The sequence below is a fragment of the Paenarthrobacter sp. 10L412 genome, from assembly GCF_056395565.1.
Genome location: NZ_JBFTJT010000017.1, coordinates 87963 through 113655 on the forward strand (window position 1 = coordinate 87963; position 25693 = coordinate 113655).

Annotated in this window: 24 protein-coding genes; 20 read left to right on the top strand and 4 right to left on the bottom strand. The window is 60.7% G+C overall.

Features of this window, described 5'->3' with window-relative positions:
* The first annotated feature begins 364 nt into the window (after positions 1-364).
* The 3 genes from AC1DD7_RS20915 to AC1DD7_RS20925 all read left to right on the top strand — a co-directional run bounded on the left by AC1DD7_RS20915 (position 365) and on the right by AC1DD7_RS20925 (position 3775).
* Positions 365-1309 carry a carbohydrate ABC transporter permease gene (locus AC1DD7_RS20915; RefSeq protein WP_223934407.1) on the top strand — a complete coding sequence of 315 codons (945 nt, stop codon included), beginning with the start codon at positions 365-367 and terminating at the stop codon, positions 1307-1309.
* Complete coding sequence (locus AC1DD7_RS20920; protein ID WP_442003470.1) at positions 1302-2234, top strand: carbohydrate ABC transporter permease; 933 nt, start codon at positions 1302-1304, stop codon at positions 2232-2234. The genes AC1DD7_RS20915 and AC1DD7_RS20920 overlap by 8 nt, the downstream gene beginning before the upstream one ends.
* A 152-nt stretch (positions 2235-2386) precedes the next feature.
* Positions 2387-3775, top strand: a complete 1389-nt coding sequence (locus AC1DD7_RS20925; RefSeq protein WP_477516434.1) for an ABC transporter substrate-binding protein — start codon at positions 2387-2389, stop codon at positions 3773-3775.
* A gap of 110 nt (positions 3776-3885) precedes the next feature.
* On the opposite strand, the gene AC1DD7_RS20930 is transcribed toward AC1DD7_RS20925, so the two are convergent.
* Positions 3886-5952 carry a beta-galactosidase gene (locus tag AC1DD7_RS20930; protein ID WP_477516435.1) on the bottom strand — a complete coding sequence of 689 codons (2067 nt, stop codon included), beginning with the start codon at positions 5950-5952 and terminating at the stop codon, positions 3886-3888.
* Positions 5953-6148: 196 nt separating this feature from the next.
* Between AC1DD7_RS20930 and AC1DD7_RS20935 the strand changes: the two genes are divergently transcribed.
* From AC1DD7_RS20935 to AC1DD7_RS20955, 5 genes are read left to right on the top strand one after another with little or no spacing between them, the layout of a single operon-like run.
* A complete protein-coding gene (locus tag AC1DD7_RS20935; protein WP_477516436.1) occupies positions 6149-7435 on the top strand; it encodes an ABC transporter substrate-binding protein in 1287 nt (428 codons plus the stop codon).
* Between the two features lie 48 nt (positions 7436-7483).
* Positions 7484-8437 (top strand): carbohydrate ABC transporter permease, encoded by a 954-nt coding sequence (locus AC1DD7_RS20940; RefSeq protein WP_431116433.1) that lies wholly within the window; start codon positions 7484-7486, stop codon positions 8435-8437.
* Positions 8434-9351, top strand: a complete 918-nt coding sequence (locus AC1DD7_RS20945; RefSeq protein WP_477516437.1) for a carbohydrate ABC transporter permease — start codon at positions 8434-8436, stop codon at positions 9349-9351. The genes AC1DD7_RS20940 and AC1DD7_RS20945 overlap by 4 nt, the downstream gene beginning before the upstream one ends.
* 25 nt (positions 9352-9376) lie before the next feature.
* On the top strand, positions 9377-10045 hold the full coding sequence (locus tag AC1DD7_RS20950; protein WP_477516438.1) for a Poxvirus protein I5: 669 nt from the start codon (positions 9377-9379) through the stop codon (positions 10043-10045).
* 41 nt (positions 10046-10086) lie between these two features.
* Positions 10087-11409, top strand: coding sequence for an MFS transporter (locus tag AC1DD7_RS20955; RefSeq protein ID WP_477516439.1), 1323 nt, complete (start codon positions 10087-10089; stop codon positions 11407-11409).
* Between the two features lie 47 nt (positions 11410-11456).
* Here the strand turns inward: AC1DD7_RS20955 and AC1DD7_RS20960 are convergent, their stop codons facing one another.
* The gene (locus AC1DD7_RS20960; protein WP_477516440.1) at positions 11457-13004 is read right to left on the bottom strand and encodes an HNH endonuclease; all 1548 of its coding nucleotides are present in this window, start codon (positions 13002-13004) and stop codon (positions 11457-11459) included.
* A 102-nt stretch (positions 13005-13106) separates the two neighbouring features.
* Entirely contained in the window at positions 13107-15137 is a 2031-nt protein-coding gene (locus tag AC1DD7_RS20965) for a DUF6807 family protein (RefSeq protein WP_477516441.1), read from the bottom strand.
* On the opposite strand from AC1DD7_RS20965, the gene AC1DD7_RS20970 reads away from it, so the two are divergent.
* The 12 genes from AC1DD7_RS20970 to AC1DD7_RS21025 all read left to right on the top strand — a co-directional run bounded on the left by AC1DD7_RS20970 (position 15136) and on the right by AC1DD7_RS21025 (position 24291).
* Positions 15136-15270: a hypothetical protein gene (locus AC1DD7_RS20970; protein WP_477516442.1), complete on the top strand. Its 135-nt coding sequence runs from the start codon at positions 15136-15138 to the stop codon at positions 15268-15270. The genes AC1DD7_RS20965 and AC1DD7_RS20970 overlap by 2 nt on opposite strands.
* Before the next feature lie 223 nt (positions 15271-15493).
* Complete coding sequence (locus tag AC1DD7_RS20975) at positions 15494-16207, top strand: YesL family protein (protein ID WP_477516443.1); 714 nt, start codon at positions 15494-15496, stop codon at positions 16205-16207.
* Positions 16200-16442 carry a hypothetical protein gene (locus AC1DD7_RS20980; RefSeq protein WP_442003480.1) on the top strand — a complete coding sequence of 81 codons (243 nt, stop codon included), beginning with the start codon at positions 16200-16202 and terminating at the stop codon, positions 16440-16442. Before AC1DD7_RS20975 ends, AC1DD7_RS20980 begins: the two co-directional genes overlap by 8 nt.
* Positions 16443-16446: 4 nt before the next feature.
* On the top strand, positions 16447-17976 hold the full coding sequence (locus AC1DD7_RS20985) for an extracellular solute-binding protein (protein WP_477516444.1): 1530 nt from the start codon (positions 16447-16449) through the stop codon (positions 17974-17976).
* Complete coding sequence (locus AC1DD7_RS20990; protein WP_477516445.1) at positions 17955-18947, top strand: ABC transporter permease; 993 nt, start codon at positions 17955-17957, stop codon at positions 18945-18947. Before AC1DD7_RS20985 ends, AC1DD7_RS20990 begins: the two co-directional genes overlap by 22 nt.
* Positions 18947-19819 (top strand): carbohydrate ABC transporter permease, encoded by an 873-nt coding sequence (locus AC1DD7_RS20995; protein WP_431116418.1) that lies wholly within the window; start codon positions 18947-18949, stop codon positions 19817-19819. The genes AC1DD7_RS20990 and AC1DD7_RS20995 overlap by 1 nt, the downstream gene beginning before the upstream one ends.
* A gap of 27 nt (positions 19820-19846) precedes the next feature.
* The gene (locus tag AC1DD7_RS21000) at positions 19847-20518 is read left to right on the top strand and encodes a rhamnogalacturonan acetylesterase (protein ID WP_477516446.1); all 672 of its coding nucleotides are present in this window, start codon (positions 19847-19849) and stop codon (positions 20516-20518) included.
* Positions 20515-21222 carry a DUF1961 family protein gene (locus tag AC1DD7_RS21005; RefSeq protein WP_477516447.1) on the top strand — a complete coding sequence of 236 codons (708 nt, stop codon included), beginning with the start codon at positions 20515-20517 and terminating at the stop codon, positions 21220-21222. The genes AC1DD7_RS21000 and AC1DD7_RS21005 overlap by 4 nt, the downstream gene beginning before the upstream one ends.
* Before the next feature lie 61 nt (positions 21223-21283).
* The gene (locus tag AC1DD7_RS21010) at positions 21284-22291 is read left to right on the top strand and encodes an acetylxylan esterase (protein WP_477516448.1); all 1008 of its coding nucleotides are present in this window, start codon (positions 21284-21286) and stop codon (positions 22289-22291) included.
* Between the two features lie 219 nt (positions 22292-22510).
* A complete protein-coding gene (locus tag AC1DD7_RS21015) occupies positions 22511-23668 on the top strand; it encodes a 3-deoxy-7-phosphoheptulonate synthase (protein WP_477516449.1) in 1158 nt (385 codons plus the stop codon).
* A gap of 140 nt (positions 23669-23808) precedes the next feature.
* On the top strand, positions 23809-24021 hold the full coding sequence (locus AC1DD7_RS21020) for a helix-turn-helix domain-containing protein (protein WP_017199160.1): 213 nt from the start codon (positions 23809-23811) through the stop codon (positions 24019-24021).
* 171 nt (positions 24022-24192) lie between these two features.
* Positions 24193-24291, top strand: a complete 99-nt coding sequence (locus tag AC1DD7_RS21025) for a 30S ribosomal protein bS22 (RefSeq protein WP_003792170.1) — start codon at positions 24193-24195, stop codon at positions 24289-24291.
* Between the two features lie 188 nt (positions 24292-24479).
* On the opposite strand, the gene AC1DD7_RS21030 is transcribed toward AC1DD7_RS21025, so the two are convergent.
* Positions 24480-25445: a DUF559 domain-containing protein gene (locus AC1DD7_RS21030; protein ID WP_477516450.1), complete on the bottom strand. Its 966-nt coding sequence runs from the start codon at positions 25443-25445 to the stop codon at positions 24480-24482.
* Positions 25446-25693: the final 248 nt, after the last annotated feature.

The following is a 25693-nucleotide window of genomic DNA, read 5'->3' on the forward strand; positions in this document are numbered from 1 at the left end:
GAACAATGGTGTCCTGCCTTTTCGGTGCGGATGATGTGCGAAAGCGCACGCCGGACTTCTGTGTATGAACGGGTCGCGTGTTAACGGGTATGGGCGGCTTCGTCAGAAAACGCTTTCTCAAAAATTAGCAAAAGGCTGTACATGGGTCAAGAAAGCGTTTACTTTGGTACGGAGCCGCTGATTACCAGGACCGACATCCCGGTGGGTCAAGGGGTACCGCCAAGAGAACGGCGGCGTCCCGGAAGGCAAGCATCAACCACACTCGTACTCCGTGGATGGCCACGATGACCAAAGGAGACCACATGGCCGCATATGAACACACGGGGACGCCGAAAGGCGTTCGCGGTCAGGCAGGAGGGAAGCGATGAGCGCCATCGGCGAACTCTCCACAATGACCCGCCGCAAGGGGCCCATGACCAAGGAGGAGAAGAAAGCGAACGGCCGCGACAACAAGGCCGCTTATGTCTTCCTGCTTCCGTGGCTGATCGGCCTCGTGGTCATCACCGTGGGTCCGATGCTGATGTCGTTGTACCTGTCCTTCACGGATTACAACCTTCTGCAACCACCGCAATGGGTGGGAATCGACAACTTCGTCCGTATGTTCGGCGATGCCCGACTGCATAATTCCTTGCGCGTTACCTTCACATATGTGCTGGTGGGCGTGCCGCTCCAACTGGCCGTGGCCTTGGTGATCGCGCTGGTCCTGGATAAAGGGCTGCGTGGCCTTCCGTTCTACCGCTCCATCTTCTATTTGCCGTCGCTGCTGGGCGGATCTGTGGCTGTTGCCATTCTTTGGAAGCAGATCTTCGGCACCACCGGCCTTGTGAACCAGGTCCTCGCCATGATCGGCATCCAGGGTCCTGGCTGGATCTCGGATCCAAACACGGCGCTCGGCTCCATCATCCTGCTCCATGTCTGGACGTTCGGCAGCCCGATGATCATCTTCCTGGCTGGCCTGCGCCAGATCCCGAACATGTACTACGAGGCCGCCGAAGTTGACGGCGCCACCACCTTGCAGAAGTTCTGGCGGATCACGCTGCCGATGCTGAGCCCCATCATCTTCTTCAACCTGGTGCTGCAAATCATTGGTTCGTTCCAGTCGTTCACGCAGGCGTTTATCGTCTCCGGCGGCAATGGCGGACCGTCCGACTCCACCATGTTCTTCACGCTGTACCTGTACCAGAAGGGCTTCGGCCAGTTCGATATGGGCTACGCCTCGGCGATGGCCTGGTTCCTGCTGGTCATTATCGGTGTCTTCACTGCCATCAACTTCATCGCTTCAAAGTATTGGGTGTTCTACGATGACTAAAATCCAGACCCTCCCGGCCGCCGCTGAGGGCCAAAGCAGCAAGACCAGCAAAAGCCCGCGCCGCCGCGAATCGCCGGGAAGCCTGGCCTTCAGCCGGAAGGCCCGCATCAAGGGACTCATCAAGCACGCCATCCTGATCCTCGTTGGCGGGATCATGATCTACCCGCTGCTGTGGATGGTAGTTTCCTCGCTCCGGCCAAATGACCTCATCTTCCGCGAGCCCGGCCTTTGGCTGAACAACTTGGAAATGAGCAACTACACCGATGGCTGGTCTGCGCTGACCCACCCCTTCGGGCATTACATGATCAACTCTGCGATCGTCGTACTCGGCTCGATCCTCGGAAACCTGATCTCGTGCTCCATGGCCGCCTATGCCTTCGCCCGGCTGCAGTTCAGTGGCAAAAAGCTGTTCTTCGGAATCATGCTGCTGACCATCATGCTGCCGTTCCATGTTGTGATCGTGCCGCAGTACATCCTGTTTTCGCAGATCGGCTGGGTGAACACGTTCTGGCCGCTCATCGTGCCGAAGCTCCTGGCCACAGATGCGTTCTTTGTGTTCCTCATGGTTCAGTTCATCCGCGGCATTCCGAAGGAATTGGATGAGGCTGCCCGCATCGACGGCGCCGGCCACCCGAGGATTTTCCTCCGTGTCATTCTGCCTTTGATGGTTCCGGCCCTCGCCACCACCACGATCTTCACTTTCATCTGGACGTGGAACGACTTCTTCGGTGCACTTATCTACCTCACTGATCCGGACATGTTTACCGTCCCCGTAGCGCTTCGCGCTTTCGTTGACTCGCAGTCCGCCACCAGCTGGGGATCGCTCTTCGCGATGTCCATCGTGTCCCTGTTCCCGGTGTTCCTTGTCTTCCTGTTCGGCCAGCGGTTCCTCATCAAGGGCATCGCAACTACCGGCATCAAATAGGGCGTCGACGTACTGAATGGAAGTCCAGGGCTTCCGCCCGACAAGTAATACAAGCTTGGATCTTGTAATACAAGATTGTGACTTGTAGCATAAATCCACGCAAGAAAACGCTTTCTCATTCGCATCAAGATCAAAGAGGATCGGAGACAACAGTGCCGGTATTTCCAAAGGGTGAAGGAATCGCCCCTGAAAGTGCCTCTGCAGGTGCTTCCAAAACCCGAGCATCGGAGCCCAAGGCCAAGCGGTCCAAGCGCCGGCTTCGTGCCTCGGCCATCATCGCTGCCACAGCTGCTGCCGTTCTGGCGCTTAGCGCTTGTGGCGGCGGAGCAGAACAAAAGAGTGCCGACGGCAAAGTGGAGCTCCGCTTTTCCTGGTGGGGCGGCGACAAGCGTGCGCAGTTGACGCAGCAAGCCATTGCGGCTTTTGAGGCTGAGAACCCCAACATCAAGATCAAGGCCGAGTATGGCGACTGGAGCGGCTACTGGGACAAGCTGGCCACTCAAGTTGCTGCCAACGATGCTCCGGACATCATCCAGATGGACGAAAAGTACATCACCGAGTACTCCACTCGTGGAGCCCTCCTGGACTTGTCCAAGTACAAGATCGACACGTCCAAGCTGGACGAAGCCGCGCTGAATGCCGGCAAGGGTTCCAAGGGACTCACTGGTATTGCGGCAGGTATCAACGCTGCCACCATCTTGGCCAACCCTGCTGTCTTCAAGGCTGCGGGCGTCGCTCTTCCGGACGACAAGACCTGGACGTGGGAAGACTTCGAGCGGATCGCTGCTGAAGTCACCAGCAAGTCCCCGAAGGGAACCTATGGGGCTGCCGCATACGGCACTGATGAGGCGTCCCTGGGTGTGTGGCTGCGCCAGAACGGCAAGTCGCTGTACACGCAGGACGGCAAGCTCGGCTTCGAACCCTCGGACGTCGCAGGCTACTGGGACTTCCTGAAGGAACTCAGCGAGAAAAAGGCTGTTCCGTCGGCATCGGAAATTGTTGAGGCCGAAGCTGCGCCACTGGATCAGAGTGGCCTGGCAACCGGCAAGAACGGCATGGCGTTCTGGTGGTCCAACCAGTTGCCGGCGCTCGAGAAAGCTGCCGGCGGCGAACTGCAGATCCTTCGTTTCCCCTCCAAGACGGGCAAGGCCGCTGATACGAAGCTTTGGTACAAGGCTTCCCAGTTCTGGTCAGCATCCTCCAGGACCAAGCACCCTGAAGAGACGGCCAAGTTCATCGACTTCCTGACCAACAACGTCAAGGCCGGCGAAATTCTGCTGGCTGACCGGGGCGTTTACCCCAACTCGGACGTCCGCGACGCAATCGCTCCCAAGCTGGCGACGGCGGACACCAAGGTGGTCAACTTCATCAGTGACATCCAGCCCGAGCTCGGTGAAGCCCCGGCGGCACCGCCGAAGGGTGCGGGTGCCATCCAGGAAATCATCAAGCGCTACTCCTCGGAAGTCCTGTTCAACAGGCTCTCCACGGAGGAAGCCGGTAAGAAGGCCGTGGACGAGATGAAGTCCGCGATCGGAGCCTAGCTTCCGGCAGCAAGGCATCAAAGAACCGCAGAACCAAAAGAACTGCAGCACCAAGAGAACCGCGTCCCGGGCGAATCATTCGTGATCCGCCCGGGGCGCGGTTTTTGGGGTTAGTCTTCCGCGATAACTGCTACGGCTCCGGCGGGGACCACGCCACTGAAGCGAGCTCCGCTCAGCAGCTCGTCGCCGTCGGCCTTCACCGTCACGTCCTCGCGGCTGTGGTTGATGGCGAAGAGGAAACTTCCGCCATCTGCGGATCGCCGCCGGGTGAGTTCGACGCCGGCAGAAGCCTCGGCAGCGGCCGTCACCCCAGCCTCGTCCAGCAGACGGGCAGTCAGTGAATCGATGCCGTCGGCGTTGGGGAGTGTGGCAAGGTACCAAGCCGCCCCCGCCCCGGTGGATCTGCGCGTGAGGGCGGGGACGCCGTCGAGCGGGTAGTCCGTGAAGGTAGCCAAAACCTCGGCTGGCCCGCCCTCAGGGTCAGCCACGTGAACGTGCTCGCTCCACAAGGAACCAACTGTTCCATCGCTGAGGGTGACTGTGCTGCCAGGGAATAGTGGGTGGAATTCCTCGGTCCGGATACCCAGCAATTCGCGGAAAGCGCCCGGGTAGCCACCCAACCGAACGTGGTCCCGCTCATCCACGATGCCGCTGAAGTAGCTGATGAGGACCGTTGCGCCGCCCTCTGCTGCGGCAGCGATGGAGGCGGCCGCAGAGTCCGTCACGGCGTAGAGGGTGCAGACCAGGATGAGATCGTAGGCGGAGAGGTCGGTCGAGGGGTGGACGAAGTCCGCAGTGACACCACGCAGGTACAAAGAGCGGTGGAAAGCACGCATCGTTTCCAGGTACTTCAGGTCCTGGCTTGGGTGCGAATCCAGCTCCGCTGCCCACCATGCTTCGTAATCAAAGACGAAAGCAACCCGCGATTCCACCCGGGAGCCCTTCACGGATTCCACTTTGGACAGGGCATCGCCGAGCTCCACCACGTTGCGCCAGACCTGTGTGTCCCGTCCGCCGTGCGGAACCATGGCTGAGTGGAATTTTTCAGATCCAGCCTTGCTCTGGCGCCACTGGAAGAACATGACCGCGTCGGCGCCGCGGGCCACATGCGCCAGGGAGTTGCGAAGCATTTCCCCGGGCATCTTTGGCTGGTTGTGGGGCTGCCAGTTGACCGCCGATGTCGAGTGTTCCATCAGGATCCACGGTTCGCCGCCGGCCACGCCGCGCGTGAGGTCAGCGCTGAAGGCAAGCTCGATTTCCCGTTCAGGATCGGCAGCCACCAGATAATGGTCGTTCGCGATCACATCCATGTCCTTGGACCAATCGAAGTAGTCCAGGGTTTTGGTGGCACTGGAAACCATGAAGTTGGTGGTGGCTGGAACGTTCGGTGTGACTTCGCGGATGACCTCCAGCAGGGCGCGGTAGTAATCGATGAACGCCCACGAATTGAAGCGGGCAAAGTCCAGTTGCTGGCCAGGGTTAAGCGTGGTGGGGGCGGCTCCGGGCGGGATGATTTCCTCAAACGTGGCGTAGTGCTGGGACCAGAAGGCTGTTCCCCAAGCCTCGTTGAGTGCCTCAATGGATCCGTAGCGGCGTTCAAGCCAGGCCCGGAACAAGGCAGCGTCTTCTTCCCCGTAGAACTCGCCAACATGGCAGCCGAGCTCGTTGTCCACATGCCACAATGCCAGGGCCGGGTGGTTCTTGTAGCGTTCGGCGATGACCCGCGTCATGGTGGCTGCGTACCTGCGGTACACCGAGGACGACGGCGTGTAGTGGCGCCGCGAGCCGCGTTCCAGCCTTGTTCCTTCCGCTGTCACGGGCAGGATTTCGGGGTATTTCTTCGCCAGCCAGGCGGGCGGTGATGCGGTGGCCGTAGCCAGTGCCACCTTGATGCCGGCTTCGTGGAGGTTGTCCATGACATCGTCCAGCCAGGCGAAATCGTACTGGCCTTCTGCCGGTTCCAGTAGGCCCCAGGAGAAGATGGCGACGCTCAGGAAATTGACGCCCGCCTCCTTCATGAGCTCGATGTCTTCACGGCGGACGTCGTCCGGCCATTGCTCAGGGTTGTAGTCGCCGCCGTAGGCCAGGCCGTTGATGCTGTTCCAAACAGACGGGCCGATAGACGGGCCTTTGGATGAGCTTTCGGATGGGCCTCGGGAGAGTTCAGGGGAGGACAACGGGACTCCTTGGTCAGGTTCGGCAGTGCGGGATAACTGTGGAGCTTGGCTGCTATCAGGTTAGGCGAGGATCTTGGAAAACGCTTGCCCAGATTCGCGATTGAGGATATTGTATCGATTCAGAACGAGTGTAAGCGACGTCACTCTCCTTGCGGGGAACCGAAGAGGCTTGCACCAACTGAGCAAGGAGGCTCTCATGATCAACAGAAGGAATTTCCTCACCACGGTGGCCCTTGGCACTGCATCTGCGGCGTTCCTGTCCGCCTGCGGCCAGTCTTCGTCATCCAGCAAGACGGGCTCTGCAGAGAACCCCGTGACCATCACGTACACCTGGTGGGGCAACGACGACCGTGCCGAACGCACCCGCAAAGCGATTGCACTCTTCGAGTCCAAGAATCCGGATGTCAAAGTCAACGGCAACTTCACTGACTTCGCTGGGTACTGGCAGAAGCGCGCCACTGAAGCTGCGGGTGGTGGCTTGCCGGACGTTATGCAGTGGGACTTGTCCTACCTGCGCGACTACGGCCAGCGTAACCAGCTACTGGACCTGGGCACGGTAAAGATCAACACGGATGCCTTCGACAAGTCACTCCTGCCCTCGGGCCAGATCCGTGGAAAAACCTACGGCATCCCTACCAGCACCAATGCGTTCGCTGTCTACTACGATCCCGCCAAGCTCAAGGCCATGGGCATTGCTGAGCCTGACGGAACGTGGAACTACAAGGAGTTCAACTCTTTCCTTGCCGAGGTGGGACAGAAGGGCAACGGAACCTTGTTCGGCGGCACCGACTACACCGGCGTTTGGTGGATGTTCAACATCTGGCTGCGCCAAAACAACATTCGAGCCTTTACGGATGAAGGCAAGCTCGGGTTCTCCAAGGACGACCTCAAGAAATGGTGGAACACCACGGCCCAGCTTCGTGGAACCCCGGCGATCGTTGGCGAAGACAAGACCACCCAGCTGCTGCCGAAGTCCCCGTTCGGCTCAAACGTCACTGCCACGGAAGTCACGTGGGACAACTTCATGGCCGGTTACCTCGGCGATAGTGGCGCCAAGGAACTGAAGCTGGTACCGGTTCCTTCCGATAACTCCGACAACCTGGGACTCTTTCTCAAGCCCTCGATGCTGATGGTGGCCAGCGCCAAGACCAAGTACAAGGATGCTGCTGCCCGTTTCATCGACTTCATGGTCAACGATCCCGAGGTAGGCCAGATCTTCAAGACCTCCCGTGGTGTTCCGGCATCCAAGACCCAGCGCGACGGAACCACCTTTGAAGGCACAGACAAGCTGGTTGTGGACTACGAAAAGTCCATCGAAAAGTACCTCAAGGATGCTCCGGAGCCGCCCATCGTCGGTTTCGGCACGCTTGAATCCTCTTTCAAGCGCGTCAGCTCCGATCTCAACTACGGCAAACTCACCATCGACGGCGCTGCAGATGCGTGGTTCAAGGAAGCCGAAGACCTTATCAAGCAGAATGCCTGAGCAGACATTTGTGTCTGATCCAGGCTTTCCGACCGACGGACTGATCTCGTGACTCAAACCCCAACCCTGAGCAGGCGCTCCCAGTCGTCCGCTCCCTCGCAGCCGCGCACCTCGCGGCGACGAGGGGCGGACGCCCGCGCCGGCTACACCTTCCTGCTTCCTTGGCTGCTCGGATTCATTGCCCTGACCGTGGGTCCGATGATTTCTTCGCTGTACCTCTCCTTTACCAACTACAACCTTTTCGATCCCCCCAAGTGGATAGGCCTGGACAACTACGCCACGCTCTTCCAGGACGAACGTTTCCTGCAGTCGGTAGGCGTAACCCTGAGCTATGTAGTGTTCGGTACGCCTTTGAAGCTCGCTGCTGCCCTGGCGATCGCCATGCTGCTGAACAGCAAGCGAAAGGGACAGGGGTTCTACCGTTCCGCGTTCTACGCTCCCTCCCTGATCGGTGCCAGTGTTTCCATCGCAATTGTCTGGAAGGCGATGTTTGGCGATTCCGGTCCTGTGGATGAGAGCCTGTCCTTCTTCGGGATCAACCTCGGCGGTTGGGTGGGCAATCCATCCATGACGATGCCCATGATGATCCTCCTGACGGTGTGGCAGTTCGGCGCCCCGATGGTGATTTTCCTGGCCGGGCTCAAGCAGATTCCTGCAGACCTCTATGAAGCAGCCTCGATGGATGGCGCAGGTCCGGTCCGTAAGTTCTTCAACATCACCTGGCCCATGCTTTCCCCTGTGATCTTCTTCAACTTGCTGATGGAAACCATTCACGCGTTCCAGATCTTCGCCTCGGCCTACATCATCTCCAATGGTGAAGGCGGCCCCGCAGGCTCCACCCTCTTCTATACCCTCTACCTGTACTTGCGCGGTTTCAGCGACTTCCGGATGGGCTACGCCTCTGCGATGGCCTGGCTCCTGGTGATCGTGGTCGGCATCATCACGCTGATCTTCTTCAAGACCTCCAAGTCCTGGGTCCACTACAGCGGTGATTCAAAATGACAACCATGGCAACCCCCACCCAGTCCACGCCCGCCACGCCGGCCCCGCTGTACAACCCGAAGTCCGAGTCAGGCACGGCCAAGCGCATCAAAAGCATCATCTTCCACATCGTTGCGTTGGCGCTTGTGGGGGTAGTCCTCTACCCGGCTCTGTGGATGGTGGCCTCGTCCTTCAAACCGAACTCCGAAATCGGTGGTTCCACCACCCAGCTTTGGTCCAACAACTTCAGCTTCGACAACTTCGTCACGGCCATGGACGGCATCGGCGGGGTGTCCACGCTGACGTTCTTCACCAACTCCCTCATTCTGGCCGTCGGTGCAGTAGTCGGCACCATCCTTTCAGCGAGTGTCTCGGCGTACGCTTTTGCCCGCATCAACTTTCCCGGCCGCGGAATCTTCTTCGGCATGATGATTGCTACCTTGCTGCTCCCGTTCCATGTGGTGATCATCCCGCAGTACATCGTGTTCCAGCAGCTTGGCCTGGTAGACACCTATGTGCCGCTGTTGATCGGTAAGTTCCTGGCCGCCGACGCGTTCTTCGTGTTCCTCATGGTCCAGTTCATGCGCGGCCTCCCGGCCGAACTGGACGAAGCAGCCCGCATCGACGGCGCAGGTCACGTGCGGATCTTCGGCTCCATCATGCTCCCGCTCATGAAGCCGGCATTGATCTCGACGTCGATCTTCTCCTTCATCTGGAGCTGGAACGACTTCCTGGGCCCGCTGCTCTACCTGAACACGCCAGAAAAATACCCGCTGCCGCTGGCTTTGCGGCTCTTCGTGGACCAGACCCAGAGCTCGGACTACGGAGCCATGATCGCCATGTCAGTTCTTGCGCTCCTGCCCGTGTTGGTCTTCTTCCTGGTCTTCCAGCGCTACATCGTAGAAGGCGTTTCAACACAGGGCCTCAAGGGCTGACGGACACCGAAAACCGAGGAAGAAAATGAGCATCATGGACACCACAGGAAAGTCCTCTTCGGACAAGCAGGCCATCTCGGTCAACCGCTTTGCCCTCTTCTCCGAGACCATCCTCGCCGGAGTCGTTGTGCTCCTCCTGTCCGTCCCGTTGGTGACGGTGCCGGCCGCCTATGCTGCCGGCGTCGCGCATCTTGAGCGGCACCTCAGTGGAAGGGATGACTCCCTTCGGAGCCTTTGGGGCAACTTCCGCCGTGCGCTTCCCGGCAGTTGGAAGATCGGAATCACGACGGCGGCAGCCGCCGTCGTGATTGTCCTTAACCTGTTGCTCGCACTGCTGGGTCAGCTGCCCGGGCGTGCGGTGATTCTGCCGGCGACCTTGATCCTGGCAGCTGCAGCCGCAGTGCTCCTGCTCAGGATTGCCGGCAACTGGAGCGGCGGAGTGGTCTGGGCGGGCGACGCCGGCCGGAAGTCTGTGGATCTTCCGGGTCCACAGCAGCAGTGGCGGCTTGCCTACTCCCAAGCCAAGGCTGATTCGTTCCGTGATGGGAGCGGTTCGCTGTTGCTCCTCGCGGCCGTTTTCGTGGCAGTCGTTTTTGTGTGGATGCTGCAGGCGCTCTTCGTGATCGTTCCCGGCATGCTGATTCTTGCCGCTGCTGCGGTCAAGATCAGGGCTGCCAGCCGCGCCAAAAACTGAGTGTGCATCCAACAATCTGCTGAATCGAGCTGACCACCCCCGTGTCACCGCGCCCCTTGCCGCCGCGCCGTCCCTTTGACCAGGCCTCGAACTCCACCGGCAAAGACGCCGTCTCGCCAAGGCCCCGCTCCACTGAAGCGTGGCACTACCCACTCCGCCACCACAATTACCGAATCTTCGTTACGCTTTCGCTCGTCGGCAGCGGCGGAGTGTGGATGCAACGACTCGCCCAGGACTGGCTCGTCCTGCAACTCACCGGAAGCCCGGCCGCGGTGGGGTTGGCCGTGGCACTTCAATTCCTGCCCATGTTGGTGGTTGGCCCTATCAGCGGTGTGCTGGTGGATCTCTTTCCGAAGCGCCGAATCCTCATGGTGTGCCAGTCTGTAGCTGCACTACTGGCCGCTGGACTAGCCGTTTGGAATGCCATGGGAGGCACGGACGTGTGGGTTGTCTACGGCTCCTGCATTGCTTTGGGAATTACCAGCTCTATTGATGGGCCCGCCCGGCAAGTCTTCGTCAATGAGGTAGTAGGTGATGTCGGCCTACCGGCGGCCATCGGCCTCAACAGTGCGATAGGTCAACTGGGTGCCATGCTCGGTCCCGCCCTGGCTGGCGTCGTCATTGCCCAAGCTGGCCCAGCCGCCGCGTTTGCGACGAACGCGGGGATCGGGGTGGCCGTTTTGGTGATGATCGCCATTATTCGGCCATCTGAGCTTCATCACGCACACGACCCTGACGGCCCGCCGCGGGATAGGCGTGGACAAATCCTGGCAGGCTTCAAATATGTGAGTGCCAGGCCTCAGCTTCTGCTCATCATGTTGTTGGCGGGTCTCTTGGGAGCGTTCGGCATGAACGGTCCCGTGATCCTCGCAGCATTCGCTGACCGTGTGTGGCACAGCGGTCCTGCCGGATTTGGGCTCTTCAATATGGTCAGCGCCTTGGGAGCCTTGGCTGGCGCCCTCCTGGCTCCCCGGATCAAGCACTTGGGTCGCAAGGGGATCGTGGGTAGCGCCGCACTCTTCGGGCTCACGCAGCTCCTTGCCGCGCTCATGCCTACGCAGGAATTGTTCGTAGCCATGCTCGTGGTGGTTGGCTTCATGACTCTCATGTTCCTCACCAGTGCGGCCACCAGCGTCCAGCTCGAAGCTGGCGCAAGCGTGCGTGGCAGGGTCTTGGCCCTCTACTTTCCACTTCTGCTGGGAGGGCATGCCTTGGGAGGCTTGCTCGCAGGATGGCTCACGGAAGATTTCGGCGTGCGTACCGCACTGCTGGTCACCGGTGCGCTGGGTATGGCTTCCGCGGTGGTGATTGGCTTCCTTCTTTGGTTGCTGGGCCGAAAGCGGAGTTTTGACCGAGCTCGTTAAGGTGCTGGGCTCGTTAAGGTGCTGGGCTCGTTAAGGTACTCGGCTCGTTAAGGTGCTGGGCCGGCGCTGCAGTAAGAAGCTCTCCCAAAGTGAGGTCGAAGCTGGGAACCACGTTGCGGGAGGCGGCGGTGCGACGCGCGTTGCCCGTGCGACAGGCCTGGCTGGGGCGCGCGGATGCCCTGGCAGGGGCGGGGCTTTGGATTGGTATCTGTGTCCGGTGGGGGTGCTGATTTCCAGTTGATGTCGGCCGCCCGGGATTGCTTTTGTGTTCCAGCCGGGGTTTCTTTGGTGTGGTTGCAGGCTTCGCAGAGTCCGGCCCCGTTGTTGAGGTTGGTGGTGCCGCCGTTGTGCCAGGGAATGACGTGGTCGATGTGGCGGATGGGCGCGTCGCAGTAGGGGGTGCGGCAGGTGTCGTCGCGGGTTTCGATGAAGCGGCGCATCCCGGGTGGGAAGAGGCGTGCTTTGGAGTCCATGGCCAGCAGTTCTCCGCTGGCTGGAGCGGTGTAGAGCCGGCGGAGCAAGACTTTGAAGTCCCTACCTTCCTTGGGCTCCGGGCTCGCTGTGGATTCCGGGCCCACCTCGGCTTGCCCCTCACCCTTCTTGGCTTGCCCGTCGACGCCGGCTTTCGCTTCTTGCCCAGCCTGCCCTCCGGCGAGGAGCGTCCTGGCCCACGCGGCGGGGACGATTCCGTAGCCTTGGAGGCGTGCGGGTTCGCTGTCGCCTTGGAAGAGGGTGCGGTCGGTCATGAGGAGCTGCACATTGACGCCGCTGATACCGCCGGGAGTGCCGGTGAGGCGTTCGACGAGGGTGTCGGCCATGACCTGTCCGCGGTTCCGGGTGTCCCCGCCGGAGCGGGCCGAGTCGGCGTGGCGGGTGAGCGCGGCGTAGGCGGCTACGCCCTGGGCGACGGGGAGCAGCGCGGTGAGGATGGTCATGGCGTCCGGAGCGGGCCGGAGGCTGACGTGCCGTTCGGACGCGGCGTGGGCGGCGCGTTGGGTGACGGAGCGTGGGTCGCGCCGGTAGGCTGCGGCTCGGGCGGCGGCGATGATGGTTTTGTCTCCGGCGCCGTCGAAGGTCCCGGCGTCGGGGGCGAGTTCCTCATCAACCGCGGCCCTGTCTTCGACGGACAGGCACGCGGTTTCCTTCACCAGCAGGGTGGCACGCCATTCGTTCAGGTGCCCGCTTTCCAGGGCGGCCATGGTGCGGGGCATTTCCGAGACCAGGGCTTTGGCGAGTCCGAGGAGCCGGGAGCCTTTGTTGGGTGATTCACGCCGGGCCAGGGCGATCTGCGCACCCACACCCTGGCCCTGCTCGGCAGAGGGGACACCAGTTGCGGCTTGTTCGCGGCGCTGGGCACGGTCGAACGCCACCGACGCTCGCGCCTGCAAAGCGGCGATCGCTGATTTCACGTCTTCCAGGCCACGAATCTGATCGATCAACTCGCCGCTGCCTGCGCCGACGCGGAAAGAGCCCAGCCCGGCAAGCAACACCCCAAGAGCAGAGCCTTCGGACCCAGAGCCGCTGGAAATGGAAGTCCCAGCCAAGGGCACACCGGAAACGACCGTGGGTGCTGGCCTTGCCCGAATCGGATCCATACCCACACTCTGCCCTAGGGCTACGACAATATAAGGCCCCACGACCAACGCCCCGAAAAATAAGTGGCTGCGCGCGTTTGCCAAGCAACACCACGAGCCCACTCAACGTCCGGCAACCAACTCCCCAATGGCCTCCACGCTAAGGGTTCCGTCACTGATCCAGACCGTGTTTGTGCGCGTGAGGGACTTGCCTGCAGTTAGCTCAACGGCAGTGTCCCAAGCCAAGGCAGCACCCACGGCAGGGTACTCACTGCAGCGAACAAACCACGGGTCCGCCGATTCGGGAGGTGCGGCAAACACCAAAGTGGCCGGGCCGCCGTCGAACTCTCCACTCCACGCAAGCCACGGCGCAACCGAACCATGCACAGCAGCCTCGCCTTCCGCAGCGGCGGAGAAGACGCGTGGGGAATCGTTGCTGGGGAGGCGCCAGAAGAAGCCGCCGTAGCCACTGCCTGCGGCGCCGTGGGAACCGGGACTGCCCAGTGAGACGTCCACGACGGCGGTTAGTTCCGTTTGGATATCGAGTCGCCAGGTGCCGGGGTCCAGAAGCGTTCGCCGGTAGCTCCGTTGCTCTTCGAGGAGGAGTCCGCCGTCGGCCGCGAGCCAGTGGAGGTCAAGTGTGGTTTCGTCCTCTTCGCGGCGCAGGCCGTGGACCTCGATCCGGCCGTGGTTTCTGAGATCTTCATATCTGCCAGCCGCACGCCGATAGCTGCGGCCACCCCAGAAGTTGCTGCCGTTGACATCCTGGAGGGCGAACCCGGCACCGAGATGCCACACGTGGTCCACAGGCATATGTTCCGTCACTACAATCCCTGACGGCGTGGCAACGGGGTGGAGATATGGCCGCGGGGAAAGCTCCGACTCCAAGGCGTCGCCAGCGCGGAAGACTGCAGTGGGAGAGTCAGCATAAGCGGCGAAAAGGGGCTCAGCGGCGGCAGTGCTCTTCCGAGCCCAAGGAAGCCCGAGCTCGGAGAAGGTGGCATGAGCGCGGGTTGCCCGCTCCAAGACTTCTTCTACCCCATGAATCACGGCATGCGCTTGTTCGCCTTCGCCTACCCATTCCACGTATTGCTGCGGAATGAGGGCCGGCGCGTCAGCAGTGCGGATGGCTTCAAGGACGCGCATGAACGCGCCGCTGTCATCCAGTGGACTCAGCAGCGCAGTGCCGTGGGACAAATGGTGGAGCAGGTTTTCAGTGAGATCGTCTCGTCCAAACGTGCGCGTTGTTTCGCCCGCTTCGGTGCGGACCGTCACGTGGTCTTCGGTGTAGTGGAACACGGCCGTTCCCTCGGTCCCGTGCAGCGTGACGTAGGGTTCCACTGACTCGGTGGCGCACAGAGTCAGTGCGCAAGTGATGGGCAGCCCGTCCACTGTCCGCATCCGAATCACGGAGGTATCGTCTGCCTCGATGTCGTTGGCCCGGTAGAGATCCGTATCCACGGCTGCCAGGTCTTGTGCTGTCCGCGCTCCGGCTATCCGGAGGGCCGTGGCGATTGAATGGGCCAAGGGATTGGTGGCGACGCCGTCCACTACGTCAACTCCGCCGAGGCTGCGCCTTCCAGCCCACCGCGAGCGTTTGTAATATGCGCGGTCCCGGACCCAGCGCCCTGTGGCCGTAATGCCTTTGAGCGTTCCAATGCCGGGGAGTTCTGCCGAAGCTTCCCCGCTGGCCAGTTTTTCCAGCGCGGTGAGTGCATGGGAACCCAAACTTTGGAACCCGATCTGCACGCTCCGGCCAGCTGTTGCGGCTGCCTCCTGGAGCTGGATGAAGTCCCTCATGGAAGCGACCGGAGGCTTTTCAAGATAGAGATCTGCGGAGGAAGTCAGCACGGAAAGAGCCAATGGGGCGTGTGTCTGGATCGGAGTTGCCACGATGATCACGTCCGGCCGATGGCCCCCGGCAAGCAGCTCATCCAGATCAGAGTGGACGGCCGTGGAAGGCGGCAACGTGCCTCGGGCCGGGGGATTCGGGTCTGCGACTGCAACGAGATCCACCACGCCCTCCGACCTGAGCCTTTCCAGGTTCTGAAGGTGATGGGCGCCGAAGCCATGAACGCCTACCAGGGCGATCCTTGCAGGTGCAGTCCTGAGGGTGCTGGGACTTTTGGCGGACCCGGCGGAAGTGGTTTCCATGATTCTCCTCTGCTGGCTGGCAACTGCTGGCAAGTACCCGAACGGCGTCGTCGATAAGGCCTTCCTCAAGAGGCCCCAGCGCCTCAGGGTATATCTCGCAAGCCACAACCGGCAAGCGCTTTCCAACAGCTGATTCTGCAAGTGTAGCGCGATCCCTCCGCGAATGTAACGATTCAAATTAAACCTTGACTGGAAGCATGCGGCCAGTCTAGATTGCGGTGAAACCGTTTACTTGTGACGTGGCGCACTAGGCCAAGTCCGCGCCGGCTCGCATTGGTGACCGAGGGGAGATTCCAAGGTAATCGTCGGCGCCAGATAAATGGGCGAGTTCTGCAACGATGGAGAAAGGGAGTTCCATGACTTCTGGGGGATTTGGCTTTCGGGCCTACACGTTCTTCGACACACTCCTATGGATCGCCTGCCTGAACATGCTGTGGATCGTCTTCACGCTGCTGGGTGGCGTGGTGCTGGGGGCCGGGCCCAGTACCGCTGCGGCCCACATCCTGGTCCGTGAAAAGGTACAGGGAAATGCCGTGCCTTTGATGCGTCGCTACGCCAAGGAGTACTTCAAGAACTTTGGGAAGGGCAATGCCCTCGGCGTTCCGGTCTTGGTGGTTGCGGCGGCCCTTGCCCTGAACTGGGGCTACTTTTCTGCCGGCTGGGATCTGGGTTCGCAAGTGGCATCGGCCGCGATCCTCCTGGCTGTCCTCTTTGCCGCCGGAGCCTTGTGCTACCTCTTTCCGATATTTGCCCGGTATGAGCTGACACTTCCGCAGTACTTTCTGATGTCTTCCCGGTTCGCTATGCGCCACCTCGCGGGGACCGTCATACTCCTGTTCGTGACCGCGGCCGCAGTTTTCGCTTGCCGTTCCCTTCCGGGACTGGTGCCCTTCTTTGGTGTTGGCGCTTGGCTCTATGCCACGGGCTGGCTGTGTGACCGATTCTTCGCCGCGAATGATGACGCCATGGCTGCGAAGGAAGCCGGCGCTGCACTTGCAGTTGCAGCTGCAAGTCGCGCAGTGACTCCCTCGACCACCCCTTCCACCGCCAAGGAGACCAGCCTTGCCTGAAACCAGCCGCCAAGGCCCGCCCGCGGGCGCGCGCCGCGTCCTCCATCGATCCCTTGACATCCAAGGGCATGCCGAACTTGTCCAAGGGCGCCCCGAACCGGGCGCAGATTCTCTCGGTGCGAGCACTAATGAAACGTATCAAGACGAGAACGGCCAGCACCTGTGGAGCCTGAAACGCTTCCCTGGTGTGTCCCCGGAATCGTCGATCGACAACAACCCCGAAGAAGTGGAGTAGGAAAATGTTCCGTAGAAAACCAACGCTGGCGGCCGCCGTCGTCGTCTCTGCCGCCTTGGCCCTGACCGCCTGCGGTGGCGAAGCGCCGGCGTCGGACCTCTCATCCGTCAAAATCATGGCGCCCTTCCTGGAGGCTCAGCCACCAACGCCGGACGGCGCTGTGCAGAAGAAGCTTGAAGAGCTCACAGGCAAGGACATCAACATCTCGTGGGCGCCCAACGCCTCCTATGAGGACAAGATGAACATCACCCTGGCCTCCTCCGACATCCCGCACGTCCTGGTGGTCCAGGGCAAGTCGCCGGGCTTCGTGAAGAACGCCGAAGCCGGGGCGTTCTGGGACCTCACCGATAAACTCAAGGACTACCCGAACCTCAAGACCACGTTCCCCGAAGTTCAGCAAAACGCCAGCGTCAACGGCAAGGTTTACGGGGTTTTCCGGGCTCGTAATCCGATCCGCGCCGCCGTGATGTTCCGCCAGGATTGGCTGGACAAGTTGGGCCTGAAGGCGCCGCAGACCACAGAAGACCTGTACAAGGTGGCCAAGGCATTCACCGAGCAGGATCCGGATGGCAACGGCCAGAACGATACCTACGGCATCACCATTCCCAAATGGGGCGCCCTGGGCACCAACAGCCCCTACGACATGATCGAGACCTGGTTCGGCGCCGGAAACCGCTGGACCGAGCGGGACGGCAAGCTGGTGCCGAGCTTCGAAACCGAGGAATTCCTGGAGGCCGATCGCTTCATCAAAAAGATGGTGGACGAGAAGCTCATCAACCCCGACTTCGCCACCTTCGATCCCACCAAATGGAATGAGCCCTTCTTCAACGGCAAGGGCGGCATAATTGTCGACGTCGACTCCCGGGTCAGCGTGCTGATCAACCTTTTCAAGCAGGCCAACCCGAGCGACTTCCAGAACAAAGTGGGCTTCGTAGGCAGCCTGAAGGGTCCGGACGGTGAACTGCACGCCCACCCGACCGACGGCTACTCCGGCTTCCTTGCCATCCCCAAGTCCAGCGTAAAAACCGAAGCCGACCTGAAGAACGTCCTGACATTCCTGGACAAACTCAACAGCAAGGAAGTTGCCGTCCTGATGAACAACGGCATCGAGGGCGTCAACTTCACGGGTGAGGAAGGCCTCGCGGCCACCATCAAGCCCGAAACGCCGGAGGGCAAGGTAGTTAACACCGACATCAAGAGCTACGCGCAACTCGGAACCAACGTCACAGGGAACAACTTCTACCCAGTGAAGCAGGCGTCCGAGTACGAGCAGAAGGTCTTTGACGACCGCGTTGCAGTGATGGCAAACGACCTCAAAAGTGCCGTGTACAACCCGGCCGCGGCCTTCGTTTCCCCGACGTATGTTGCCAAGGGCGCGCAACTGGACAACATCGTGGCCGACGCCCGCATTAAATACCTGGCTGGGCAGCTGGACGAGCAGGGCCTGAAGGATGCCATCAAGCTGTGGAACACCAGCGGCGGTGACAAGGTCAAAGAAGAAATAAACAAGCTGTGGCAGGACACCAAGAAGTGACCGCCCCGGTCGTCGAAGCCAAAGCCCCGGAGCGGGCGGCCATCAAGCCGCCCGCCCCGGCGCGGCGACGCAGCTTTGCAGTCCACTTCGCGCATTACAAATGGTTGTATCTGCTGCTCCTGCCCGGCGTCGTGTACTTCGCGGTGTTCCGGTACGGTCCCATGTACGGTGTTTCGATTGCCTTCAAGGACTACGTTCCGTTCCTGGGCGTCAACGGCAGTCCTTGGGTGGGTCTGACGAACTTCACCGACTTCTTCGCCAACCCCGACTTTCCGCGGTTGCTGGGCAACACACTGATCCTGGCGTTCCTGAACCTCGGGATCGCCTTTCCGCTGACCATCGTCCTGGCATTGCTGCTCAACGAGGTCCGGCTTTCGGTGCTGAAGCGAACAGTCCAGACACTCGTCTACATCCCGCACTTCCTGTCCTGGACCATCGTGGCGTCGCTGAGCTTCCTGCTGTTCGCCCTGGACATCGGACCCTTGTTCCAGTTCGTCAACGGATTGTTCGGCACCAACGTGGATATCCTGTCCGATCCGAACTGGTTCCGGCCGCTGATCGTGCTTCAGGAGATTTGGAAGAACACCGGTTGGGGAACCATCATCTTCCTGGCAGCGCTGGCCACCGTGGACCAAGACCAGTACGAGGCCGCAATTATCGACGGCGCCGGCAGGTTCCGGCGCGTCTGGCACATCACCTTGCCCGGCATCCGGTCCACCATCATCGTGATGCTCATCCTGGCCATCGGGCAGATGCTCAACACCGGCTTTGAGCAGATCTACCTCATGACCAACGCACTCAACCGCAGCGTGGCCGACGTCTTCGATACCTATGTGTACTTCGTAGGCATCACCCAAGGCGCCTACAGCTACAGCACCGCCGTCGGGCTTTTCAAGTCTTTGGTGGGCATCGTACTGATCTTCGGCACCAACTGGCTGTCCAAGCGGTTCAACCAGAGCGGACTTTTCTAATGAAGATTCACAACACGCGGGGCGGGCGGATTTTCGATGCCGCCAACTACGTCTTCCTGACGCTGATCGGCATCATCACGCTGTTGCCTTTCGTCTACGTCCTGGCAGGATCCTTCGCCAACGAAGCGGAAATTACCCGGCGGGCGTTCTTCGTCTGGCCCGAGCAATTCACGCTGGGGGCCTATGAGTACATTTTCTCCACGCCGTCCTTTACCCGGGCCTTGATCACCACCGTGCTGGTCACACTGGTTGGGACGCTGGTGCAGTTGGTTCTCACGGTCACCATGGCTTACCCGCTGGCGAAACGTGGACTTCGTGGCCGGAAACTGATCCTGTCCCTGGTGGTTTTTGCCATGGTCTTCTCAGGCGGAATGATTCCAACGTTCCTGCTGGTGAAGGACCTGGGCCTGCTGAACAGCTACTGGGCGCTCATCCTGCCTGCGGCCATCAACCCATTCAGCCTGATCATCATCAAAAACTTCTTCCAGGAACTCCCGGCCGAGCTCGAGGAATCAGCCAAGATGGACGGCGCCACCGAGATCGGAATCCTCTGGCGGATCCTGCTGCCGTTGTCCAAGCCGGTGCTGGCAACCTTTGCGCTTTTTTACGCTGTAGGTATCTGGAACGACTTCATGTCTCCTTTGCTCTACCTGAGCGATAACAACATGTGGACCCTGCAGATGTACCTGCGCCAGGTGACGGCTGCCTCGGATCTCCTTGGCACCGGCAATGTGGATCCGTCGTACATCCCGCCCGAGCAAGGCATCAAGTTCGCCGTGATCGTGGTGGCAACCCTGCCCATCCTCATCTTCTATCCCTTCCTGCAGAAGCACTTTGCCAAGGGAATGCTGATCGGTTCGGTTAAGGGGTAAGGGCCTGGGCATGATGAAAGGAAAATCATGAAAATCCTCCTCGCGGGCGACTCCACCGTGGCAGCCTGCCCCAGTTACGAATACCCGATGAGCGGTTGGGGAGCCCACCTCGCGCCCGAAACCTATTGGTGGGCTGCGGTCCACAACTATGCCAAGGGCGGTGCAACTACGGAGTCGTTCCGGGATGAAGGCCTCTGGTATCAGCTGCTGGGCCAGACCGTGAAGGGGGATCTCGTGCTGATCCAATTCGGGCACAACGACCAAAAGCGGGCCCATCTCGCTGCCCGAACGGGCTACACCGACAATTTGAAGCGAATGGTGGCCGACGTCCGTTCCAAGGGCGGCATTCCCCTTCTGTGCACGCCAGTGGAGCGCCGGCATTTCACGGCCGGGCGTCTGGACCTCACCCTGGGTGAATATCCTCTGGTGGTTCGCGAGTTGGCGGTTGAGCTTGGCTTGGACCTCATCGACCTCAATGAATGGACCCGCGCGCTGTACCAGGAGCTTGGGGAGGAGGGGTCCAAGGAGTTGTTCTTCCACTTTGCCCCCGCAGAGCATGCGCACTGGGCCGGCGGCCTGGAGGACAACACACACTTCCACGAGAAAGGAGCCAAGCGGATTGCCGGTTTCGTCGCGGAGCAACTCGAGGCCCTCGGCTACGGACTGGTGGCCACCCTTAACGTCGGGGCGAAGGCGTGATCTATGCCAACCCTTTGCAGGGTCCTTCGGATATCGCTGGTTGGGTCGCCGAGGGGCCGGTTCAGTTGGGCATTTACGACGACGGCGGGCCAGCCTCGGCTCCGGAAGGAACCGCCAGTTCGGGGACGGCTTCCACAGAAAGCACAGCACTTCTCCTTTCCGGTTCCCTCGACCCAGAGGAACACGGAGACCACGCCCACTGGACCCTCTGGTGCCCCGAGGAACTCCCGGACCATGTCCGGATCAGGTGGGAGTTCCTCCCGCTTGAGGAACCAGGCCTGGCCATGGTGTTCTTCTCCGCGCGGGGGCACGATGGCAAGGATCTGTTCTCGCCCGACTTGGCTCAGCGAACGGGCTTCTACCCGCAGTACCACTCAGGGGATATGGACGCGCTCCACATCTCCTACTTCCGCCACAAATACGCCGCGGAGCGGGCCTTCAGGACGTGCAACCTGCGCAAAAGTGCCGGCTTCGAACTCGTAGCCCAGGGAGCAGACCCACTTCCTCCAGCCGAAGACGCGGGCGGCTTTTATCGGATGGAAGTCATCAAGGATGGTCCCCGCGTGGTCTTTTCGATTAATGATTTGCCCCTGTTTGACTGGGTGGACACCAGCCAGGAACTCCTGGGCGGCGGCTACTTCGGGATCCGTCAGATGGCCCCTTTGCGGGCGGCATACCGGAACCTCTCCATCACTTCGCTGTAGCCCTTTTCCAGATCTGACGTCCCGTGACGGACGACACAACCTTATGACGTAGGATGTCCTCATGCCTCTCTTTGACCTGCCCCTTGAGCAGCTCCGTAGTTACACCTCCAGCGCAGTTCCGCCCGCTGATTTCGACGCTTTCTGGGAGCGCACCATCGCCGAGGCACGGACCTTGCCGCTGAATGCTGTGTTCGAGCCCATGGACAACTACCTCAGCGTCATCGACACCTTCGACGTCACATACTCCGGCTTCGGTGGAGACCGCATCAAGGGCTGGCTCCACATTCCTTCTCACCTTGAACCAGGGCAGCAACTTCCCGTCGTGGTGGAGTACATCGGCTACTCCGGTGGACGCGGACTGGTCAACCAGAACACCCGGTGGGCGCAGGCTGGATACGCCCACTTCATTATGGACACGCGCGGTCAGGGCTACGGGGGCGTATCCGGTGACACCCCGGATCCGCATCCGTCAGCTGGCGGCATCAACTATGCAGGCCTGATGACCCGGGGCGCTCACCATCAGGACGATTACTACTTCCGCCGGGTCTACGTGGACGCCTTCCGTGCGGTAGAAGCGGCGCAGAGCCATCCCGCCGTCGACCCTTCCAGGGTGGTGCTGGCCGGTATCAGCCAAGGTGGTGGCATCACGGTTGCGGCCGCCGGGCTGGTGGCCGGAAGGCTCGACGGCGTGATCGCCGCGCTGCCAGACGTCCCGTTCCTGCAGGACTTTCCCCGTGCAATCGACATTGCGCCCCGCGGGCCATACCCGGAAATTGCCGGCTTCCTGGGGCGGCACCGCGACAAGTATGAGCCCATGCTTGCCGTGCTGAACTATTTTGATGGCGTGCATCTCGGCAGGGCAGCCACGGTGCCGGCCCTCTTCTCAGCGGCCCAAATGGACGACATCTGCCCGCCCTCAACGGTGTTTGCAAGCTTCAACAACTACGGTCTTTCGGGAGGGGCGCCCGCCAAGGACATCGAGGTATACCGCTTCAACAATCACGAGGGCGGCCAGGAGCACCACTGGATCAAGCAGCTGGAGTTCCTGCGCAAACTTTTGTCATCATGACGGACCCAATTTGCCCGGTTTGACGAACCGCGGTTATGGTGTGGCTATGACTAAGCGTTGGTATGCGTATTTTTCGTTGGCTCTGGAGGGGCCCGCGTCTAACTGACACGCATCCAACTTTCCTTCAGAGCCAGCAGGGCAGAGATCATTCTCTGCCCTTCGCCATATCCGGCGGGTTCTGAAAAGGGGCCCGCTCCGCATCCGGAACAGGACCCAGAAATGACCAGCATCGCTGCAGAATCCACCGAGACACTCGACTCCGAGGCGCTCCCCGTTGACGGGAAAGCTTCCCAGCCCGCTACCTCCAACCTGCGCGTAGCCCGCTTCGAACCGCTTCCGGCCCCTCAGGACCTCATCGCTGAGTTGCCGCTGGATGCCCGCTCAGCTGCCGTCGTCGACCGTGGCCGAGATGAAGTCCGGGCCATCATGGACGGCGTGGACGACCGCCTGCTGGTAATCGTCGGACCTTGCTCCATCCACGATCCCAAGGCCGGTCTGGAATACGCGCGGCGGCTGGTCAGCCAGGCGGAGAAGCACAAGGAAGACCTGCTGATCGTCATGCGGACCTACTTCGAGAAGCCCCGCACCACAGTCGGCTGGAAGGGCCTCATCAACGATCCCCACCTGGACGGCAGCCACGATATTGCTGCCGGACTGCGGGCAGCCCGCGGCTTCCTCAAGCAGGTCACCGCGCTGGGACTGCCCACGGCCACCGAATTCCTCGAGCCCATCAGCCCGCAGTACATGGCCGACCTCGTCTCCTGGGGTGCCATCGGCGCCCGTACCACGGAAAGCCAGATCCACCGCCAGCTCGCCTCCGGTCTGTCCATGCCCATCGGCTTCAAGAACGGAACCGACGGCGACCTCCAGGTGGCCATCGATGCCTGCGGCGCTTCTGCTGCTGAACAAGCCTTCCTCGGAATCGACGACGACGGCCGCGCGGCTCTCGTGGCCACTTCAGGCAACCCGGACACCCACGTGATCCTGCGCGGCGGACGCAAGGGCCCCAACTACTCGCAGGAAGACGTTGCCGCTGCCTCCTCCAAGCTCGCCGCCAAGGGACTGAACCCACGCCTGATCGTGGACGCCAGCCACGCCAACAGCGGCAAGAGCCATCACCGCCAGGCTGAAGTTGCCTTGGAAATCGGTGCCCAGCTGGAAGCAGGCGAGACCTCGCCGATCGCCGGCGTCATGCTGGAGAGCTTCCTCGTGGGAGGGGCGCAGAACCTGGATGTGGCCAAGCAGCTCGCGGGGGAGCAGGAACTCGTTTACGGCCAGAGCGTTACGGATGCCTGCATGGAATGGGACGTCACCGCTTCGGTGCTGGAACAGCTTGCTTCGTCTGCACGGAAGCGCCGGCTGGTTTCGGGGGAGTAGAGTCCCAGTTCCCGGAAATGCTTTCACATTGGTCACTTCAGCCTCTAGAGTATCTAGCACATGGTTGTTTGATGGCTCAGCATCGGCACACCGTTCTACTGGGGGTGTCCTGTCCAGCTGAGAGCAAAGGAATATGGGAAATGTCCGCGGAGACTAACTTCTCGAATGCGCGTTTCATGACTGTGGCTGAAGTAGCCGATGTCCTGCGCGTTTCCAAAATGACTGTGTATCGCCTGGTCCACTCAGGGGAAATGCCTGCCGTCAGGTTTGGCCGTTCCTTCCGGGTGCCCGAAGAAGCCGTGGCCCAGTACCTCAAGGGTGCTGTGGTCGACGGACAATCGGAGACCGCCTGAGGGCGCCGGAGTCCGTCCCGCGGACCGTGGTCACGGGGTGCCCCTTTGAAGCGGTACTCTGTTAAGGAACGTTTTACGTCAATGTAAGAATCTGTCAGTTGTACTGTCTGCTGCTAGTCCGCGGATCCGTTCCAACAGACAGGACCTTCATCTAGTTTGTAAGGAACTTTCGTGGGTTCAGTTATTAAGAAGCGCCGCAAGCGTATGGCCAAGAAGAAGCACCGCAAGCTGCTTCGCAAGACTCGCCACCAGCGCCGCAATAAGAAGTAGAGATACTTCACCAAGCGTGAATGCCCGTTGCCTCCCAAGGCGGCGGGCATTTTTGCTCTCTCACATCCCGACGCTTCTGGCCGGACGTTCTCTCACATCGTGCGGGGTGTGGCCGGACGTTCTCTCACATCGTGTGGGGTGTGGCCGGACGTTCTCTCACATCGTGGCGCTTCTGGCCGGATGTTCTCTCACATCGTGTTCCGGGCAAACCCGGATGCAACCGATGGATCCATCCATGCAGTCCGTAGCGCCCTTTTGATCTGCCGAACGGCGTTGCCAAAGTTGTCCGCAAGGTCATCTTTTCCGAAGACAAGGACAGTCCAACCGGCTGCTCTAAACGCCTTATCCCTTCGCCGATCGCTATGCATCTGCTTCTCCTCAAGGTGATGGCCGCCGTCGTACTGGATCGCGAGGCGACGGCTCTTGAAACCCAAATCCGCTGAAGGCGAGAAGGGATCGTTCGCGCGGAGCATCACCTGGAGTTGAGGTTCCGGCAAGTTGGCATCAAACATGGCCAGACGAAGCAAAGTTTCTGGAGCCGAGTCGGCCCCGACGCGCATAAGGTCCAGAGCTTCCCGTGCCCGGACTACGCCTTGGCGGTTTTTGTGCCGTTCGACCATGCTCCGGAGCTCATGGGCAGTAGCGAACGGTGCGTCGCGCCCCTCAAAGTCGGGCCGTGGAATGCGAATCAACTGATCTGCCACGCACACGAGGTCATGAAGTGGGAGACGACGCGCCAAATCCAGCCATGTTCGGGCTCGAGTGCTCATCCAAATCCCTTGGACTTGCTCAATCTCTCCCTCGAAGAGCGTTTCGGTATGCCCGATGATGCCTTTGCGCCGGACCGACGGCAGACGTCGCGGTTTGCTCAAGTGCAATTCATTTGAATCCGATAGCCACGCTGGCAACACAAAACCATGGAGCCTGGCGGCAGTTGTGTGGGAGATCCACGCGCCAGGGCTGGCTGAGGAGAGGGAACGGGCGGCAGACGAAAGGTCGAAATCCCAATCACTTGGCCGGTACAGGCCACGGCTAACGGGAACGATGTTGCTGCTGCGCCAAATGACCGAGGGATCGATGCCGGCTGCTTTGGCCTCGTTCAGGCTGAAGGGCTCCAAGACCGGGCTTGATTGGTTGAGTAGCGAATTCTGCATACCCGCATTGTTCCTTGGAAGCCGGTAAGCGTGCAGAAGTTATCCACAGGTACGTCAGGGTCGCAAGAGGATGTGGGAGAGGAACGCTGGAAACGCGTTCGGATGTGAGAGTGCCCCTATGTTTTTCGTCAAGTGGTGGCGGGTGTTGGGGGTTGGTAGAGGGCGCCGTCGCGGAGCATTGCGTAGAGGGTGTCACAGCGGCGTCGTGCCAGGGCAATGATTGCCTGGTTGTGGCGTTTTCCTTCGGC

What these genes read in the sequence shown, in the direction of transcription:
- AC1DD7_RS20915 (WP_223934407.1), top strand. Translation starts at nt 365, where the DNA reads ATGAGCGCCATCGGCGAACTCTCCACAATGACCCGCCGCAAGGGGCCC.
- AC1DD7_RS20920 (WP_442003470.1), top strand. Translation starts at nt 1,302, where the DNA reads ATGACTAAAATCCAGACCCTCCCGGCCGCCGCTGAGGGCCAAAGCAGC.
- AC1DD7_RS20935 (WP_477516436.1), top strand. Translation starts at nt 6,149, where the DNA reads ATGATCAACAGAAGGAATTTCCTCACCACGGTGGCCCTTGGCACTGCA.
- AC1DD7_RS20945 (WP_477516437.1), top strand. Translation starts at nt 8,434, where the DNA reads ATGACAACCATGGCAACCCCCACCCAGTCCACGCCCGCCACGCCGGCC.
- AC1DD7_RS20950 (WP_477516438.1), top strand. Translation starts at nt 9,377, where the DNA reads ATGAGCATCATGGACACCACAGGAAAGTCCTCTTCGGACAAGCAGGCC.
- AC1DD7_RS20960 (WP_477516440.1), bottom strand. Translation starts at nt 13,004, where the DNA reads ATGGATCCGATTCGGGCAAGGCCAGCACCCACGGTCGTTTCCGGTGTG.
- AC1DD7_RS20970 (WP_477516442.1), top strand. Translation starts at nt 15,136, where the DNA reads ATGATTCTCCTCTGCTGGCTGGCAACTGCTGGCAAGTACCCGAACGGC.
- AC1DD7_RS20965 (WP_477516441.1), bottom strand. Translation starts at nt 15,137, where the DNA reads ATGGAAACCACTTCCGCCGGGTCCGCCAAAAGTCCCAGCACCCTCAGG.
- AC1DD7_RS20975 (WP_477516443.1), top strand. Translation starts at nt 15,494, where the DNA reads ATGACTTCTGGGGGATTTGGCTTTCGGGCCTACACGTTCTTCGACACA.
- AC1DD7_RS20985 (WP_477516444.1), top strand. Translation starts at nt 16,447, where the DNA reads ATGTTCCGTAGAAAACCAACGCTGGCGGCCGCCGTCGTCGTCTCTGCC.
- AC1DD7_RS20995 (WP_431116418.1), top strand. Translation starts at nt 18,947, where the DNA reads ATGAAGATTCACAACACGCGGGGCGGGCGGATTTTCGATGCCGCCAAC.
- AC1DD7_RS21000 (WP_477516446.1), top strand. Translation starts at nt 19,847, where the DNA reads ATGAAAATCCTCCTCGCGGGCGACTCCACCGTGGCAGCCTGCCCCAGT.
- AC1DD7_RS21010 (WP_477516448.1), top strand. Translation starts at nt 21,284, where the DNA reads ATGCCTCTCTTTGACCTGCCCCTTGAGCAGCTCCGTAGTTACACCTCC.
- AC1DD7_RS21015 (WP_477516449.1), top strand. Translation starts at nt 22,511, where the DNA reads ATGACCAGCATCGCTGCAGAATCCACCGAGACACTCGACTCCGAGGCG.
- AC1DD7_RS21020 (WP_017199160.1), top strand. Translation starts at nt 23,809, where the DNA reads ATGTCCGCGGAGACTAACTTCTCGAATGCGCGTTTCATGACTGTGGCT.
- AC1DD7_RS21030 (WP_477516450.1), bottom strand. Translation starts at nt 25,445, where the DNA reads ATGCAGAATTCGCTACTCAACCAATCAAGCCCGGTCTTGGAGCCCTTC.